The 17,524-nt window shown below is 67.4% G+C and carries 10 protein-coding genes and 2 pseudogenes; 7 read left to right on the top strand and 5 right to left on the bottom strand.

The window, feature by feature from the left end; genetic code table 11:
- Positions 1–10: 10 nt before the first annotated feature.
- A pseudogene (locus tag HED23_RS16065) lies at positions 11–376 on the top strand (DUF5958 family protein); the annotation flags it as partial.
- Between the two features lie 237 nt (positions 377–613).
- Here the strand turns inward: HED23_RS16065 and HED23_RS16060 are convergent.
- Complete coding sequence (locus HED23_RS16060) at positions 614–1,240, bottom strand: NADPH-dependent F420 reductase (RefSeq protein ID WP_203184081.1); 627 nt, start codon at positions 1,238–1,240, stop codon at positions 614–616.
- A 78-nt stretch (positions 1,241–1,318) separates the two neighbouring features.
- Here HED23_RS16060 and HED23_RS16055 point away from each other — a divergent pair, with 78 nt between their 5' ends.
- The gene (locus HED23_RS16055) at positions 1,319–1,759 is read left to right on the top strand and encodes a hypothetical protein (protein ID WP_203184080.1); all 441 of its coding nucleotides are present in this window, start codon (positions 1,319–1,321) and stop codon (positions 1,757–1,759) included.
- A 248-nt stretch (positions 1,760–2,007) separates the two neighbouring features.
- On the opposite strand, the gene HED23_RS16050 is transcribed toward HED23_RS16055, so the two are convergent.
- From HED23_RS16050 to HED23_RS16040, 3 genes are all read right to left on the bottom strand, one after another.
- Positions 2,008–2,961 (bottom strand): hypothetical protein, encoded by a 954-nt coding sequence (locus tag HED23_RS16050; protein WP_203184079.1) that lies wholly within the window; start codon positions 2,959–2,961, stop codon positions 2,008–2,010.
- A 73-nt stretch (positions 2,962–3,034) separates the two neighbouring features.
- Entirely contained in the window at positions 3,035–9,475 is a 6,441-nt protein-coding gene (locus HED23_RS16045) for an RHS repeat-associated core domain-containing protein (RefSeq protein ID WP_203184078.1), read from the bottom strand.
- 330 nt (positions 9,476–9,805) lie between these two features.
- Positions 9,806–11,077 (bottom strand): phospholipase D-like domain-containing protein, encoded by a 1,272-nt coding sequence (locus HED23_RS16040; protein ID WP_203184077.1) that lies wholly within the window; start codon positions 11,075–11,077, stop codon positions 9,806–9,808.
- A gap of 583 nt (positions 11,078–11,660) precedes the next feature.
- Here HED23_RS16040 and HED23_RS16035 point away from each other — a divergent pair.
- The 5 genes and pseudogenes from HED23_RS16035 to HED23_RS35180 form a co-directional block, all read left to right on the top strand.
- On the top strand, positions 11,661–13,559 hold the full coding sequence (locus HED23_RS16035) for an RHS repeat domain-containing protein (protein WP_203184076.1): 1,899 nt from the start codon (positions 11,661–11,663) through the stop codon (positions 13,557–13,559).
- A gap of 77 nt (positions 13,560–13,636) precedes the next feature.
- Entirely contained in the window at positions 13,637–14,878 is a 1,242-nt protein-coding gene (locus HED23_RS16030; protein WP_203184075.1) for an RHS repeat protein, read from the top strand.
- Between the two features lie 30 nt (positions 14,879–14,908).
- Positions 14,909–16,345: an RHS repeat domain-containing protein gene (locus HED23_RS16025; RefSeq protein WP_203184074.1), complete on the top strand. Its 1,437-nt coding sequence runs from the start codon at positions 14,909–14,911 to the stop codon at positions 16,343–16,345.
- 27 nt (positions 16,346–16,372) lie between these two features.
- Positions 16,373–16,867, top strand: a complete 495-nt coding sequence (locus HED23_RS16020; RefSeq protein ID WP_203184073.1) for a hypothetical protein — start codon at positions 16,373–16,375, stop codon at positions 16,865–16,867.
- 125 nt (positions 16,868–16,992) lie between these two features.
- Positions 16,993–17,253: pseudogene (locus HED23_RS35180) on the top strand (hypothetical protein); the annotation flags it as partial.
- Here the strand turns inward: HED23_RS35180 and HED23_RS36095 are convergent.
- Complete coding sequence (locus tag HED23_RS36095; RefSeq protein WP_420803035.1) at positions 17,162–17,398, bottom strand: WD40 repeat domain-containing protein; 237 nt, start codon at positions 17,396–17,398, stop codon at positions 17,162–17,164. The pseudogene HED23_RS35180 and the gene HED23_RS36095 overlap by 92 nt on opposite strands.
- Positions 17,399–17,524: the final 126 nt, after the last annotated feature.

Here is a 17,524-nt window from a genome sequence, read left to right as displayed (position 1 = left end):
CGTCAATGAGACAGCCCAGGGATTCCGCACGTTGGACGATGGGACAGCCTGGTTCTCCGGCCTCTCTCCGGCGGGCCGGCAGGCGGTACTGCGGGAGGTCGGCGGCTACGTGATGCAGGCACACATCACGGCCGCGGACGGCTGTGCCGGCGTGGCGCGGTCCGGGGTGAAGCCCACAGCAAACCCTTCGGTGATGATCTGCATGGACCCGCCCCGCTACGGGTTCGCCGACCTCCCCGCCGACGAGCACGTGAAGGCGTTCCGTGTCCTCGTCTCCGTGTTCGCCGTCGCGGACACCCGGCGCAGGGAGACGGACTGCAAGGGCACTTGCGGACACGCGTGGCACCACCTGCCGACTGCCGTCGAGGGGGCGTAGCAGCAGCGCTGAGACTCAGCAGCGACTGTTCCTCCTACGGAATGGCCCAGTCGGACACTGCCGGAGTCACCGATCTGTCTGTGGCCTTCGAGAGCACCCCGAATCGCGCCACCGAGGCCGCCCCGTCGCTGTGCGGGGCAGCAACGGCCGTACGAAGTCCCAATCGGCGTAGGAAAGTTCATGGTGACGTATCACTCGACCATGATCCATCAATCAAGATCGTACGGGCGGCAGGCCCTATGCGGCAGGGCGGGTGACCACGTTGATGTTGAACGTGTGGACCCCCAGACCGCCCGCGATCCCCATGAAGAGCAGGGCGAAGTGCTCCTGTCCACGTGCCGTGGTGATGCCGCCGATGTCGAGCTGGGACGACGGAGGCCAGCCGAGGTCGGTGAGCAGTCGGCCGGTGGTCCGTTTGGCTTCGGCATCGTCGCCGGAGAGGAAGACGGTACTCGGGCCGTCGAGACCGCCCGGGGCGGTCATCACGGTGGAGTCCATGGTGCAGAGCGTCTTGACGACGGGGGTCAGGGGGAAGGCCTCCTGGATCTGTTCACTCAGGCTGCTGTTGGGATGTGAGAGCTCGGCGAAGTCGTCGGAGAGGCCGACCCCGACATCGATGAGCAGGGTGCCGGCCAGCGCCGGCGCCCCGATGGAGCGCAGCAGTTCCACAGAGACGGCCCCCGGGGTGGCGTTGACCAACGCCTCTGCGTGGGCGGCTGTCTCGCTCAGGCCCGCCACGGGGAGACCGAGGTCTGTTCGATCTTCAGGCCGGCGTGAACCGAGGAGCACGTCGTGTCCTGCGGCTCTCCAGCTGTGGGCCAGTGCTCGGGCGACGTTGCCGGTGCCAAGTAGTCCTATACGCATGGTGTGACGCTAGCCCTTGCCTGGGCTCGGCGAATCGGACCGCAGGCCCGGATGGACCGGTACCAAAGACGTAGTTCTGTGGCCGCCCCGCCACTCGCTACGACCGGCCGAGTCCTGCCCCGGGAGGCCGAACACCCGGAAGAGGAGGACTTCGAGGAGCTCGAAAACTTCGATGACGCCGTCGAGGCATGGGAAGAGCGCTGGGAACCCGTGATGTGGTCGGCGGACCGCACTGTCGGCGCGGTCGTGATCTCAACGCTGGGTTGTGCCGCCCGAGAGTGGCTGATCATCAGCGGCCCGGAGCGTGGGCGCATCTGGTCCGACAACAGGGTGGACGACGAGGATCTGAAGCCGCTCCTCGACGGCAACGGTGCGCCGGTGATCTTCACACGCTGGTATCTGGCGTGGTTTGAGAAGGCTGAACGTCATCTGGCATCGGTCCCGGCGACGGACCGAGTCGGGGCCGGTGGAGTTCGCCCCGGGCTCCTCGGACCGGCTGTCGGTGTTGGGGCCGGCTGAACCAACACGGCTTGTCCAAGACGACGAGCCGCCTGCGCACACGCCGGGACGACGACCACCTCCTCCTTGTCGTCGACCAGTTGGAGGAGCTTCCCCAGCAGCCCGCGGATCCCGTGCGAGAAGTGGCCGAGGCACTGTTCTCGGCCGACGCCCTGCCGCTGACCGTCCACGTACTCGCCACCTTGCGCGCCGCGGCGCGTTCCTGGGCGACGGACTCGTCCCGAGCCGGGAGAAGCGTCTCGGACCGACTACTCGGGGGCCTCGAACACCAGTCGCCGCACTTCTGCCGCAAGAGAGGGCACCGGCTTCCCTGGCGGCAGGACCGGGGCAAGCGCCCGGAAGACGGCGCGTACGCGCGCGTCGGTGTAGCTGTGGATGTCTTCCGTCGCCTTCAGCCACACCCCTCCTCCGGGGAGGGGCGTGACCTCGGCGAACGTGTCGTCGGCCGCCGCCAGGGCCTGCGGTCCGCCCAGGGCAGCCGTGACCCCCGGGGAACAGACCGTCAACCACGAATAGCCGCGAAGCGTGGATTCCAGCTCCGGAAGGGTGTCCTCCAGCAGCAGGCCGAGACCGTCTTCGAGCGCGGTCCGGCCCGAGATGTACTCCGCGTCGTCGCAGATGGCCGCGTAGAGGGGGATGATGTGCGACGTCTCCGCCTCGGCGAGCTGCTCGCGCAGGAGTTCCTCCCAGCGGGTCTGGGCGGGGCGCGCCGTGGTGTGGTTCTCGAACTCCTCCGCCGTGCGAACGGCGACAAGCGAGACGACATCCGGTGTCTCGTTCTCCCGGATGACGAAGACCTCCAGCCAGGGCTCCCCGGGCTGGCCCTCCCCGTCCAGGAGAGCCAGCTGGATGCCCGCCTGGACGGGCATGTTGCCCAGCTCCCGCTGAAAGGTGTGGTGGTTCTCGGGGGACCAGTGCGTCTCGACCTCCTTCCAGCGGCCTCTGATCTCTGTGTCGTACCGGAGGGAGGCCCACAGGGTTCCGGGGGCTCCGCACGGCCCTGTTCCGCCGTGCGCGAGTGCCTGCTCCGTGAGGTCCAGGTCCTCGTGGAAGGTGTCGCCGAGCGGTCCGGCGAGAGCACGGACCGCCCGGGTGAACCAACTCGAGACGAGGTCGCGGTAGGCCTCGCCTGTGGCGGGGCAGGGCAGGTTGATCTCGGCTCGTACGGTCGAGTTCAACCGGATGCCCTGCTCCGCCGTCATGCTGTACTCCTTCATCGGTTGCCGCGCGCGAGTCGCTCGCGCGCGATGGGGAAAGGTTACTCCGGGCCGCTTCCTACACCGGGCTCAGGAACAGCGCCACGAGCAGGGCCAGGCCCGCTCCCGCCGACCCCATCGTCGTGGCGTCGGGGGACGAGGCGCTGCCCCAGTCGAAGTCCCATTCCACGTCGCTGCCGCTGTGCGGATTGGGGAGGGCCGGCGAGGTGCCCGGTGCCGAGGTCGCACCCGGAAGGGGCTGGTAGGGATCGGCCGGCTGGGGTACCCGCTCGGGGACCGGCTCCGCCACCGGCTCAGGATTGGGCTCCGGGTTCGGCTCCTTCTTCCTCATCTTCTCCACGGTGTAGAGCTCGATGCCGGCCGCGCTCTTCCTGGTCGAGGAACGCACGGTGATGAGCTCGTTGTTCAGCAGGCTGAGCCCCCTCTGTGAGTACTCGAACGCGAAGCCCGCCCGGACGGGCCTCTTGTCGCCCTCGGCGCGCAACTGCTTCCTCAGGTACCTGAGGTAGTTGCCGAGCTGTCGCGGACCCTGGGCCTCGGCCGATCGGCTCTTGGACTTGCGGTTCGCACTCTCCTTCTGCTTGATCTCCCAGACGTACACGGCGTCGTCGGTCCAGTAGATGAGGTCGGCGTAACCGGTGTTCTTGTCCTTGTCGTCCTTCTTGTTGATGGTCTTGTAGGAGCCGTACTTGATGGCGTTGTTCTTGCGGCCCGTGGTGACGCGGCCCTTTCCGCCGTTGTTGGCGACGTCGTAATGGACCACGGCCCACGCGCGCATCATGACGGCGGCGTTGTGCCGGGCGTTGAGGATGGTGCGCCAGAAGTTCTTGAGCCCGGAGAGCCCGAAGAAGAGCCCGGAGGGGTCGCTGTAGGCGATGGGGTTGTTGACGCTGTAGCTGTAGCCGTTGAGGCTCTGCGGCAGGTACGGGGCGGCCAGGGCGTCCGGTGAGAGGAACCGGCCCAGTGCGGGGTCGTAGAGCCGCGCCCCCATGATGACCAGGCCGGTGGAGTCGTCCTCGGTCTTGCCCGTGAAGCCCCGGTCCGTCCCGGTGGGCAACGAGGTGGCGCCGCGCTGTTCACCGAAGGGCAGGTAGCGGCGCCGGACGACCACTCCGTTGGCCTGGGCGACGACGAGCTGGGTGGAGTTCTGGGTCTCCGACATCAGCCACATGAGCTGGCCGGTCGCGGTGCCGTCGGCGACGCGCATGGCGATCGCGGTGCCCTCCACGGCGTAGTACCGGGTGGCCTTGGGGCCGCCGGCGCCGGCGTGGATCTCCTGGCCGTCCAGGTAGAGGACCTTCTCGTCCTTGCCGGTACGCAGAAGGATCTTTCCTTCGACGTCGTAGACGTAGGTCGAGACCTCGTCGCCGGTGGTCTTCTTCTGTGTGACCTTGGTCAACCTGTGCTCGGCGTCCCAGACCAGGTCCGAGGAGACGCCGCCCACGGTACGGCTGGTGAGGTCACCGGTTTCGTTGTAGCCGTAGGTGTCCTTGCCGGTCGGCGTGCTGACCTCGGTGACGGCGTGCGGCCGGATCTGGTCGGGGGTGTACGTCTTCTCGTCGGCGCTGTAGCCGGGGTACCGGTAGTCCCGGGTGGTCGACCCGGTGGCGGTGGTCGCGGTCAGAGACTGGAGATTGCCCAGCTGGTCGTAGGCGTAATGCTGCTGGTAAGGGTCGGGTCCGGCGAAGTCGGACGTGGGTGTGGTGCCGCAGGCGGTCGCGGTCGTCGTCCAGGCCGCCGAGAGGCGGGAGAGGTCGTCGTAGCCGAAGCACTCCTGCTGGCCGGTGGTGTTGTCGCGCAGCGAGGTGGTGACACCGGCGTTGTCGCGGGCGTAGACGTCCTCCTGGACACGCTTGGTGACTGTGCCCGTGCGCGTGTCGGTGGTGACGCTCTTGAGCCAGCCGGTGGCGTTGGCGTCGTCGTAGGCGAAGACGCGGGTCGCGCTGGCGCCTGTGCCGACAGTGCCGTACGACCGGGAGGTGAGACGTCCCAGGTCGTCGTAGCCCGCCCCGGAAAGGTAGGTCGCCAGCGGGCTGGACAGGGTGTCGGCGTCGCCCGCCGCGGTGAACGACGTGCTCACCGTCTCGGCCGGGAGACCGGCGACGGCGGGGTAGTCGACCGACGTCGTCTGGTCGTTGGCGTCGTAGTGGTAGGTGAACGTGTAACTGCCCTGGAGTCCGCTGCCGTCGGCGGGAACCACGGTCGTCTTCGCCGAGGCCCGGCTGCGGGCGTCGTATCCGTCGATGCGGGAGGTGTAGGCCTGCCCGTTCGCGTACGACGTGGCGGAGGCGAGCAGTCCCTTTCCGCCGGGGGCGGTGTCGTAGGCCCAGGAACTGAGCGTGCCGGTGGCTGACTTGAGTGACGTCTGACGGCCGAGGTTGTCGTAGCCGTGGGAGACGACGTTCTGGGCGGCGTCCGTGACCGTCTCGATGTTGCCGTTGAGGTCGAAGGTGGTGGTGGTCCGGCCGCCGTCCTTGTCGTCGCTGACGGTGCGCTCGCCGACCCAGTTGTACGTGTAGTGGCTGAGCGTGTTGCCCCGCGCGTCGTGCACGTACTTCAGGTCGCCCTTGCGGGTGTACTCGTACGTCGTCGTGGGCGATGTGGCGCCGTTGTGCTCGACGACCTTGACGATGTTCCCGTCGAGGTCCTTGTAGGTGTCCTTGGGCGCCCCGGTCGGCGGGAAGACGGTTGTCAGGTCGGCGCCACCGTAGCGGGTGACCGTCCTGTTCTGGGCCTGGGGCACGTTCTTTGCCATGAGCTGGGACAGTGTGGTGCGTCCGGCCCAGTCGACCTGGAGGTCGTTGTAGGCGGGCAGGGACGCGACCGTCGGGTTGACCATGCCCGAGTCGACGGACTTGTCGTTGTAGAAGGCGCCCGAGGTGCCGGCGACGTTCCCGGACGAGTCGTAGCGGGTGACCTGGACGACGCGGCCGGTGCCCGAGGGCGCCGGGTGCTGGGTCTCGCGGGTGCGCCCGAGGCCGTCGACGTAGGCGACGGTCTTCAGGTACGTGGTGCCGGACTGCAGGGTCTCGCTGGTCACCCTGGCGGGCGCTCCGGTGGCGACGCCCGGCACGCCGGTGGCCGACGCGGCGACGGGGACGTCGTAGGAGAAGCGCATGGACGGGGTGCCGTCCGGATAGTTCGCGGCCTCGGTCGGCTTGAAGACCTTGATCGTACGGCCCAGTGCGTCGAGGGTGACGCGGGTGGTGTTGCCGTTGGCGTCGACCGTCTTCCACGGTGCGCCGAAGTACCGCGAGAGGTACGTCGTCGCGGACTGGGCCGTGAGCGGGCCGATGCCGTCCGGGTCAGGTCCGGTGACCTTGATGCCGTCCACCGGCCAGGAGGTGGCGGGGGCGTATCCGGTCGTGGTGGCATTCCCCTTGCCGTCCCACGAGGTGGTGACGCGGCCCGCCTGGTCGTAGACGGCGGTGGAGGAGCGGTAGTGCGTCGCGTCGGTGTAGCTGCGCGCCTCGGTGGCGTTGCCGTCGGTCAGCTCGGTGTCGTTCTCGGCGAGCGACGTGGCGTTGTCGTAGAAGGTGGTCTTGGCGGAGTCCTGGTGCAGCGCCGGGTTACCGGCGGCCTGGTCCTCGGCCTGGGTGGTGCAGGACACGCTGTAGTGGCGTTCCTCGTCCGGGTACACCATCCAGCGGCGGGTGCCGGTTCCGTCGAGCTGCTCGGTGTTGTAGGCGCGGCCGAACTCGGTGCAGGTGTTGTCGGAGACGTTCGTCTCGCCCCAGTCGTCCACGCGCATGGGGAGGCCGAAGGTGGTGCTGGCGGCCTCCTTGTCGTCGTACTCGTTCTCGACGATGTGCTCGCGCCAGGTGGCCAGGGCGTCGGTCGAGGAGTGCACGCGCTCCAGGGTGCGCGTCTTCGACTCCCGCACCAGGCGGGCGTCGGGCAGCCCGGTGTACTGGGCGGTGTTGTGGGTCCAGTACTCGTGCCACTCGCGCCTCTGCGAGGAGCCCTCATTGTCACGCAGGGACGTCTCCAGCGTCTTCCCGGCCAGCCAGGCGTGGTCGGTGGACTGGGTGTCCTCGGAGTCGGTGACCTTCACAGCCCGGGTCTTGGCCGGGTCGGACTTGTCCGTGCGGTCGCCGTCGAGCCCCCGGTAGAGCCAGTGGTACGTGGAGTGCTTGTTGGCGTTGGCGCCGGTGGTGACCAGGACCTTGCCGTAGCCGCGCCACTCGGACCAGGTCTCGTCCTCGTCAGCGGTGAGCGGGTCGGCGGTGAAGCGCCAACCGGGCGCGCCGTCGTACTCGTAGGTGCTGGTCATCGCCGGTGCGCCTTCGCTCCCGTCACCGGGATCCACGACGACCTTGGTGACGACGAACTTCTTGAACCAGCCCGTCTTGGCTTCTTCGGCGCCCTCGGGGGTCCACTTCTGCCAGAAGCACTCGTACGTGTTGTCGGACTGGGTCGGCAGGCGCGCGGCGTCGCACTGCCGGTCGATCGTCCCGTCCTCGTCGGTCGCGTGGCCGTAGGTGACCGCGACGGTGGAGCCGAGATCGGTGTAGACCTTGTTGATACGGCGGAAATTGAGCAGCGAGGAGCCGACCTGGTTGTCCAGGTACTCGCCGTTGAAGTTGATGGTGGGCAGTGTGATGTCGTCGCCCGAGTAGCCGCGCCGCTGGATGTAGTCCAGCCACAGCGTGCCGTCGATGACCCCTTCGGGGTTCGTCAGGGCGTACTTCATCTGGTACTGCGTCACCACGTCCCACGCCGCGCTGTCGTTGTCGCGGACGTAGGTGTTGATGTCCCACAGCATGCCGCGCTGGAAGAACGTGGGGTAGTACGTCTTGCCGGCACACGACTCCCCGTCGTCGGGGCCGTCGCAGATGAGGTCGACGGGTACGTCGGGGTAGGACGCCGGCTTCGCGTCGACGGTCGGGCATTCAGGGGTGGCCTTGTTCAGCGGGTCTTTCTCCGCCATCCGCTCCACGCAGCGGTTGACGTGCTGGAACTTCACCATGGCGGGCAGCTGCGCGCCGGGGATCTGCGAGGACCAGCCGTACTCGACGCGCTCAAGGTACGACGCGCTGTCGTAGCCGCGGGCCTTGTCGGCGGCCGCGACGGAGCGGTAGTAGTTGCGCTCCTTGGCGTAGAAGTAGGAGTTCTCCACCTCGTTGGGCGTCACCTCGCGGTCCAGGTTCCAGCGCCAGGCCTGCTGGCACGGGGAGGGGTAGGAGGCGTGGCAGGGCTCGCCCTCGTCGTCACCGACGACGGGCACGGTCAGGACCGAGTTGGTCCTGGGGTTGACGCCGTCGGAGTTCTTGCGCTCGGCCCGGCCCCAGCCGAAGTAGTTACGCGTGCCGTCCTGATGGGTGACGACCCAGAACTCGTCGGTGTTGTCGGAGCCGTAGCCGCCGTTGAGCTTCTGGACGCGCCAGCCCGGGTCGTCCTGGAGGTGGAAGCTGCCGGTGCCGGTGTCGTCCTGGATCAGTTCGGAGGTCACACCGCCGATGTTGATGACGTAGACGGCCCCGTTGGGGTCCTTGGTGGAGTTGGGCGAGTCCCAGCAGAGGTCACCGAAGGTGGGGTGACCGTCCTGGGTGCAGTTCCTGTAGCGCCGTTCGATGTAACCGACGTTGAGGTCCCAGCCCATGCCGACCCACGACGACTGGTTGTTGGACGTGGACGTACGGCCGTCCACCGACTGGGAGTTGTAGTTGAGGGACAGGCTGGGTGCCTCGCCTACGGGCGGGTCGGGCACCTCGATGGGAACCGAGTAGGTGAACGCGCCGGAGCCCAGGGAGACGTCCCATTTGCCGGTGGGCGAAAGGGTGCTGGCCCGGTAGTCGCCCTTGTCCGAGGACGAACCGGAGGTCAGCGCGTACACGGAGGGCTGGGAGACGGCTGCCATGCCGGAGATCTGCGCCACGTCCGGCGACGCCTCGACGGTGGCACGCAGCGTCCCGGCCGCGGTGTCGTTCGTCGCCTCGACGTACTCGGCCGTGCGGCAGCGGGCGGCCCGCGGGGTCGTCGCGGCGCAGGCGGGCAGCTTCACCAGGCGCAGGCGGGAGGCGAAGTTGCCGCCGTAGGCGTGGGCGAAGCCGGAGTAGTCGATGGTGACGTCGACCGCTCCCGCAACGGCCGCCTCGTCCCGTCGGGACACCTGGAGGGCGAGGCCGAGGCCGCCGACGGCCTCGGTGCGGTGGCGGTCGAGGACCCGGACGTCGACCTTGGACGTGGGTGCGGCCTCGTCGGCGCCCGGGGCGATGGGCGCCGTCCTGGCTGCCCTGCCGCGGTGGGCGGTCACGGAGACGACGGAGACCTTGGCCGGCGTGCTCGCGGTCAGGTCCACGGTGGCCGTCTTCGCGGTGGGCCACGTGACCTCGGGGGCCTTCGTCATGGAGGGCTCGGCGGCCTGGGGAACCGGCAAGTTCAGCGGACGGGCCGCCACAGGCGGTTCGGACCCGTCGGGCAGGGCTGCCGCGTCGGGGCTGAGCATCAGCACCGAAAGCAGCCCTGCCACCAGGCACTTGGCTGTCACCGCGGCCACGCCGCGGGATCGTATGAGTCTCAAGGAGGTTCCGTCCTCGGGAACGTAGGAAGCACCTGCCGAGTGAGGTCACCGGCAGGAGGTGAAGGGGTGGGTGTGTGCGTGGAGGGCGTGTCCGGGGGGCGGGTGCCGAGCGGAGCTCGCCGGGAGAACAGGCTGGTACCGATACGAGCAGGGCCCGGCGGGTACCGGCTGCCCCGCGAAACACGTGGGCGAGGGCATGCGACAGCCGTGGACCGGCTTTTGGAACCGGGCTCCTGGCCTGGTAGCCGGGACACAGGCCGACGCACCGCGTCGACGTAACGGGAACCGGTGGGTGTCGGTGCCGGGTCAGTCGTCCGAGGTCGTCTTCACGCCCTTGCACGCGTCGGTGTCGTCGGCGGTGCCTGGGAATGCCGCCGCCTTCGCCGCGTTGAAGTTCGCGACGTAGGCGTCGTGGTAGGTGGAATCGTCGATCTTGAGCAGCGCCTCGTCGTTCTCGCGCAGAGCCGGGCCCGAGTAGTTGTGACTGCCGGTCCAGACGAGTTTGTTGACCACGCCGTCGTACTTGCCGTCGATGAGCAGGTACTTGGAGTGGATCACTGAGTTGGTGGTCGAGGGGACGCCGTCCTCGTCGTGGTTGTAGCAGCGCAGCGCCGGCCCGCCCGAGGCGTGCAGGGCCTCCCAGGTGCCGGGCGTCCCCGAGCCGGCGGCACTGTCGGTCTCGGCGTAGAGCACGTCGACCGAGCAGCCGGCCTTCTGCAGTGCGGTCAGCTTCTCGGCGACACCCTGGCGGGTGAGCCGCAGCACCGCGACCCGGATCTTCGTCTGCTTGGTCGTGCTGCCCTCGGTCCACTTGCAGGTGACGTTGTCGAGCGTGTTCCACACGGTGTCCAGCGAGTTGCCCGACCCTGGGTAGGGGAAGAAGTAGGCCTTGAAGGGTGCGTGGGTGACCGAGGTGTACTTCCACGCCTTCCAGTCCATGGCGACGAGCTTGTCGAAGTAGCTCGCGAACGTCCCGTACATCGCGGGGTTGAACGGCAGGACGAAGGCGTTGTTCCACATGCGGGTGTAGCCCGAGGGCGACATGTTCGACGAGCTCTGCACGACGAGATCCGAAGCCCCGTCGACCTGGGAGAAGAGCCAGAACTTGTTGTGGTTGATGCCGTTGCTCGACAGAGCGTCGGGGTCGCCGAAACAGGACCGCTTGGCGGGGCAGAGTCCGACGAAGGACGACTGGGTACGGTCCGTGCCCAGCGCGTTCGCGAGGATCTCGTACGAGCCGTCGGTGGGGATCACACTGGTCGAGTCGAGCATGATCCGCACGTTCACCTGGCGGAGCGTGTGGGCGTCCGCGAGGGCCTGGGCCACCTCCTCGTCGTACAGGTGGTACAGGGCCACCTTGATGTCCGACTGCGGGGCCGCGGTGGTGATGTAGGAGAGCAGTTGCGTACGGATGGCACGCTGCTCCTCGTACGTGCCCGTGGGCTTGTTGAAGACTGGCCCTTCGGCCACGGCCGCGGCCGCTTCCCCGGCGCTCCCCAGGTGGATCCCGGCAGTCAGCGCGAGTGTGCTCACGGCCGCGCCCAGCGTCCGGAATCTCCGTCGAGTGGTGGCGTGCATCAGTTCCCCTCCCAGGTCAAGACCGGGCCGGAGCACCGGGCCTGACGCATTTCTTATGAACGGCACATGACATTTGCCGTGTGGGAACGGATCTTGTCAGACAGAACTGACCACCGCAGCACCGGGCGGGAGGTCGGGACCGAGACCGTACGGGGACCGGCACCACTCCGAGGCCGACCGGTACTTCCTTGTCGAGCTTGAGCCGGCCCGGGAGTGGAAAGCCGCTGCTGGACCGGCGACTTGGGGGCGTCGGCGGTGACGGCGGCGTGCAGGGCGACCCCCTGCTGGAACGTGATGCCGGGCCAGGACGTGTTCCAGAAGGCGGGCGACGTAGTGGGCCGGGCCGAGGGTGCGGGCGTCGGGGATGGGCGGTGGTGCCTCCTGAGTGCTCTGGTGCGATTTGCGGTCCTGTCTGCGGGGCGCGGTTGCAGAACCCGTACGCGCCGATCAACACGCGTCGGCCGAAGCGCCGGAAGCCGTTCGGGTGATGGTGATGGCCGGGGCGTGTCTGGGTCTGTGTGGGCGGCGCATGGCACGCTGTGGATCTTTGTTCCACCGGGTGAGGTAACGGGGTTGATGCATCGTGGGTTACACGATTCCTGACGGTGTCGACGCGATGCTCGATGTCGTTGGTGTGGGGTGGCCGAACGTCGACGAAGACGCATATCGGGACATGGCCGATGCGCTGCGGGAGTTCGCGGACGACGCGGACGAGGACGCGGGCGCGGCGCACGCGCACATCCAGGCGTTGCTGTCGTCAGGGGGCAGTGAGTCGCTGTCCGCGCTGGATCAGCACTGGAGGAAGGTCCAGGGGAAGCACAAGGACTTGGGGAAGGCTGCCCGGACGATCGCAGGCGCACTGGATCGCGTTGCGGACATCATCGTGGCCCGGAAGATCGCGGCCGTGGGTGAACTGGCTGATCTCTGTGCCACGGTGGATATCACCCTTGCGTTCGCGCCCGTGACAGCCGGTCTCTCCACGCTGCTCGCCGCGGGAAAGATTGCGGCAACGCGTATCGCGTTCAAGAGGATTCTGAAGGAGATGGCGGAGGCCGCCGTCGCTGAGATCGTCGCCACGCTCACCCAGCCGGCGGTCGCCGCGCTGGAGAGCATCGTCACGGACCTGGCTATCCAGACGGCGCTGAACGTCACCGGCGTGCAGAACGGATACGACGCCGGCCAGACGGCGCAGGCCGGCAAGGACAGCCTGCAGCTCGCCTCCGCCGGTGGTGGCGCAGGTGGGGGCAGTGCGGGCGGGCCGAAGATTGATCATGATGCGCACGCGCGCACCGGTATGCACCTGAACACCGTGCAGATCGCCATGCGCGACAAGACCAGTGGCAAGCTCGGCAAGGCCAAGGGGCATCATGGGCGGGCGAGGGGCAAGGACTCTCTGACGGCCGTCATGGACAGCACCATCGACGGAGTCATGGAGAAGCTCACCAAGGCCCTGAGCGACATGGGCGAGCACATCGGCAAAAAACTCCCTGCGGCCATCAGCAGCAGTTCAAAAACCCATAAGAACACTGATCTCGACATTCGGGACAGTATTGGCAAGACCAAGGTCGAGGACGGGAAGAGCGGCAAGGACGGCTCGGGAGCCCGCAGCACTCGGGAAACCGGGCGCACCCGGCCCTCACGGTTGGGCAACGCCCGGGAGCGGGCTCGTGACATAGCCATGTCGCTGTTGAGCCGGCGGTGCAAGACCGACCCTGTCGACATCGCGTCCGGGGAGATGGTGCTTGCCCAGACCGATCTCGCACTCCCTGGTGCTCTCCCGCTGGTGCTCAACCGTACGCACATCTCCAGCTACGGCTACGGCCACAGCTTCGGCCCCAGCTGGGCGAGCACGCTCGATGAGCGGCTGGAACCGGGCGTAACCGGGCTGGCCTGGGCCCGGGACGATGGATCTGTCCTGGTGTATCCATCGATGCCTGTCCAGGACGGCACGGAGGTCTTGCCGCTTGAAGGCGACAGGATCCCGCTGCGCATCGAGGCACGCAGCGCCCTTGGCGACGTGACGTATGCCGTACGCGATCCGCACGGGGGCCTGATACGGCGTTTCACCGGCAGCCCTTACCGGGCCGGGGGTCAGTACTGGCTGGCGGAGATCGAGGACAGCAATGGCAACGCGTTCCGGATAGCCCGTGATCACGACGGCGTGCCGACGATGGTGGTACACGAGAGCGGCTACCGCGTGGCGGTGACGACTGACCCGGTCGCGGGCCGTGTGACAGCGCTCGAGGTTCTCACGCCGGACGGCCCTTCCAAGGTTGCCGTCCTCGGATACGACGGCGAGGGCAACCTGGAGGCCGTCAGCAACTTCGACGGGCCTGCGCTGCGGTTCTCGTACGACGGTGAGCATCGGATCACCTCGTGGACGGACCGTAACGGGTACACCTACCAGTATTTGTACGACGCTGCGGGCCGCGTGGTGCGGACACTGGGACCGGACGGAGCCTTGTCGTCGTCATTCTCCTAGACGCGGAGAGCCGGATCACCTACTTCACCGACTCGACCGGAGCGGTCACCGTCACGCGGCTGAACGAGCTCGGGCAGGTGATCGCGGAAACCGATCCTCTCGGCAACACGGTGATGCGCCAGTGGGACCGCTACGACAACTTGCTGTCCCGGACGGACGCGCTCGGCAACACCGCTGAGTTCACGTGGGACGAGGGTGGCAATCTTGTCGCGGTCCGGCAGCCGGACGGCGCGACGTCGACCATGGAATACAACGAGCTGAACCTGCCCGTCCGGTCGACCGGCCCGGACGGCACGGTGTGGCAGCGGAGGTACGACGAACGCGGAAACCGCGTTTCCCTCACTGCGCCCGACGACAGTTCCTCGAGCTACCGCATCGGAGTTCATGGTGAGGTCACCGAGCGGGTGGACCCTACAGGCGCGAGTGAACACCTCACCTACGACCGGGCGGGGGTCGTTCTCACCCTCACCGATCCCCTCGGCCACCAGTACGAGACCCGGCGCGACTCATTTGGTCGGCCGGTGCGCATGTCTGACCCGGCCGGTGCGGTCACACTCATGGAGTGGAGCCCACACGGCTGGCTCTCGCGCTGTGTGCGCCCTGACGGAACCGAGGAATCCTGGAGCTGGGACGACGAAGGCAACTGCCTGGCCCACACGGACCCGCGGGGAGACACGACGCGTTTCGAGTACACCCACTTCTCCCTGCTCGCGGCGCGTATCGGGGCGGACGGAGCACGGTACGAGTTCGACTACGACAACGAGCTGCGGCTCACCAAGGTCCGCAATCCGCACGGTCTGACCTGGTCCTACAGCTACGACGCCGCAGGCAACCTGGTCTCCGAGACCGACTTCGACAGCAGGACCCACGCCTATGCCTACGATGCGGCCGGCCGCCTGACGGACCGCATCACACCTCTTGGCGAACACATCGTTCTCACCTACGACGCCGGTGGCCGGGTGATCTCCAAGGACGCAGCGGGGCAGATCACCCGCTACACCTACGACGCGGCCGGTGAACTGCGCGCAGCGACGTCTCCCACTTCTACGGTGACATGGGAGCGCGACACCAACGGGCGCGTGATCGCCGAGACGGTAGACGGGCGAACCATACGTTTCTCCCACGACCAGGCGGGGCGAACGACTCGCCGCATCACCCCGACCGGAGTCATCTCCGAGCTCACCTACGACTCCGCCGGCAACCGCACCACGCTCCACACCGGCGGCCGCACACTGGCCTTCACCCGTGATCCCCGAGGCCGCGAACGCACCCGCACCGTAGGCACTGGTCCTGCGCCGCTGACGCTCACGTCAGGCTGAGACCAGGCCGGTCGTCTGGCTACACGCACGGTGGCGTCCGGTGAGCAGGAACTGCGTTCCTGGTGCTACGAATACCGGGAGGACGGCTTCCTGAGGAAGATCACCGACACGGTGGCCGCGACAGCCAAGCGCTTCGAGCTGGACCCGGTCGGCCGTCCTGTGCGCGTCACGGCGGAGAACTGGTCCGAAACGTATGCCTACGACCGCGTCGGCAACCAGACCGAGGGCAGCTGGCCCGACCAGGCGCGCCGCCCCGACGAGCGAGGCGCGCGTATCTACGAGGGCACCAGGCTCCGGAGTGCCGGATCCGTCCGATGTGCCTACGACGCAGCAGGGCGAACCATCGCCCGGCACAAGGCCCGGCTGTCACGTAAGCCGGACGTCTGGAAGTACACGTGGGACGCTGAAGACCGGCTGATCTCCTGCCGTACTCCCGACGGGGCTCTATGGCAGTACAGCTACGACCCTCTAGGGAGGCGGACTGCCAAATACCAGGTGGACGAGGACGGCATCGTCGTGCACTCAGTGCACTTCACCTGGGACGGCACCACCCTTGTCGAGCAGACGGACACAACCCAGCGCACCACGCTCACGTGGGACTACGACGGGCGGACACCACTCAGCCAGCTGGAACGCCGTACCGGCCTCGCGTCGTCTTCAGCAGCGGGCTCCGGGACCGACTCGAGGTTCTTCGCCATCATCTCCGACCTGATCGGCACTCCCACCGAGCTGGTCGACGAGCACGGCAAGGTCGCCTGGCAGAGCCGGATGACCGTGTGGGGCACAACGTCGTGGAATCGAACGGCCATCGCCTACACGCCACTGCGTTTCCCGGGCCAGTACGACGACGCCGAGACCGGCCTCTACTACAACTGCTTCCGCTACTACGACCCCACAGTCGGCCGGTACATCAGCCCCGACCCCTTGGGGCTCGACGCTGCCCCGAACCCGGTGGCCTACGTCCTCAACCCCCATATGTGGATGGACCCCGAAGGGCTGATCGCCAGGGGCTGTACGGAGAACGGCGGCTGGTGGAACGGCATGAAGCCCGCCAACCTCAAGAATCCCGACGGTTCGCGCCGTACCGACGTCAACATGGAAATCAATCACATCCCCGCCAAGAACTCCTACGCCCACCTCGATGAGCCCGGGTTCAGGACGAACAGCGAAGGTGGCGGCGCGGGGATGGGGCCTTCGATCCGTATGGAATACGACCATCACCGCATGATGACCAGCACGGGATCTGGTGCTGACTCAATCCAGTGGCGGGCGGATCAGCGTGCACTCATCGATGCGGGACGCTGGGATCAGGCGATGATGATGGACATCAATGAAGTCCGGGCAAATTTCGGAATTCAGTATGAACTGCATATCAGAGACATGATCGACAGCCTTGCGCACAACAGGAAGTTCCAGCAGATGCTGGAGAAGCGCGGCTGGACGATCGACTACGACATCCTGAAGTAATACACCTACGCAGAGGAGAATCACCCCGTGGATCTCATCCTGAACCCGCCTCACCATGCCGGGCCCGTCCACCTGGGCATGACACCCGACGAGGCCCTTGCCGCCGTCGCCTCTTGGGGCACCCCCAGAGTGCTGCCCGCAGACGGCCGCCCCCCGAAGAAGATCTTCACCGCATACCAGGAGATCAAGGTCAACATCCTGCTCGAAGGTTCCGGCAAGGCCGTCACAGCGGTCGAGCTGTGGTGGCCCGGCGAGGACCGCAGCACGGACGTCCGGGTAGTCCTCGACGGCGACGACGTCTTCACGACACCGGCAGAGGACCTTTTCCGCCGAGCAGAAGAGCGCGGCTGGACGGTCGACCTTTCCGATCCCGAATACCCCTTCATCCCCGGCGTTTCCCTGGGTTTCACCCGTCAGACCTCTCAGGAAGTCCCGCGCACATCGGGGGGTCTTCCCCTGTACGTCACGTCGGTTTTGGTCGGGGGCGAGCACTACTACGACGAGAGGCTCAAGAGCACGTGAGCCCGCCGCAGGGTCTCCATGACGACGCGGCTGACTGGTGAGCGACGCGCGGGCGGTGGGGCTGCGTGGCCACCCTGGCTACGCCGATCAAGGCGGTCCACAGTGCGCAAGACCGGGGGGAGACCGTGAACCGACCACTTCTGTCCTCGACGTGGACGGGCCGCTCAACCCCTGTGCAGCCAAGCCGGGAGAGGCGTCCCGACGGCTGCACCACACTTAGAGTTCCCCGGAAGGACGCCCAGCAGGACGGCACGGGCCTGTCGTCGTCCCGACGACGCCCCCTGCGAGTCTGGCTCAACCCAGAGCATGGTCGAATTCTGCTCCAGCTCGGCTTCGAGCTGTGCTGGGCCACCACATGGATGGACCGTAGCTGCCGCTGGCCGGCATGACGCCGTCCGGGCTGAACGCCACGGCGAGCACCATGCCTTCGTGGTGCCTCACCGGACGGCCGACCGGCCCGACGCAACCGGGGTCCGTAACATCCCACACGCGGATCGTGGTGTCCTGGCCGCCGGTGGCCAGGGTGTTCATCGCCCGCTTCCGACGCACGCCGCAGTCGTTTCTGGGCCTCCTCGCGTGTGGACCTGGTGACGGCTCACTGAAGCATTCGGTGCGCGCACAGCTCGGTATGGCGCGAATGCCGGGATCCAGGTCCAA

It is taken from the genome of Streptomyces pratensis, assembly GCF_016804005.1.
Lineage (GTDB): Bacteria > Actinomycetota > Actinomycetes > Streptomycetales > Streptomycetaceae > Streptomyces > Streptomyces pratensis_A.
This window is presented reverse-complemented; position numbering and strand designations above follow the sequence as displayed.

Bases quoted from the DNA above. Each gene is read 5' to 3' on its own strand.
- HED23_RS16060 (WP_203184081.1), bottom strand. From the start codon at position 1,240: ATGCGTATAGGACTACTTGGCACCGGCAACGTCGCCCGAGCACTGGCC.
- HED23_RS16050 (WP_203184079.1), bottom strand. From the start codon at position 2,961: ATGACGGCGGAGCAGGGCATCCGGTTGAACTCGACCGTACGAGCCGAG.
- HED23_RS16040 (WP_203184077.1), bottom strand. From the start codon at position 11,077: ATGCACGCCACCACTCGACGGAGATTCCGGACGCTGGGCGCGGCCGTG.
- HED23_RS36095 (WP_420803035.1), bottom strand. From the start codon at position 17,398: ATGAACACCCTGGCCACCGGCGGCCAGGACACCACGATCCGCGTGTGG.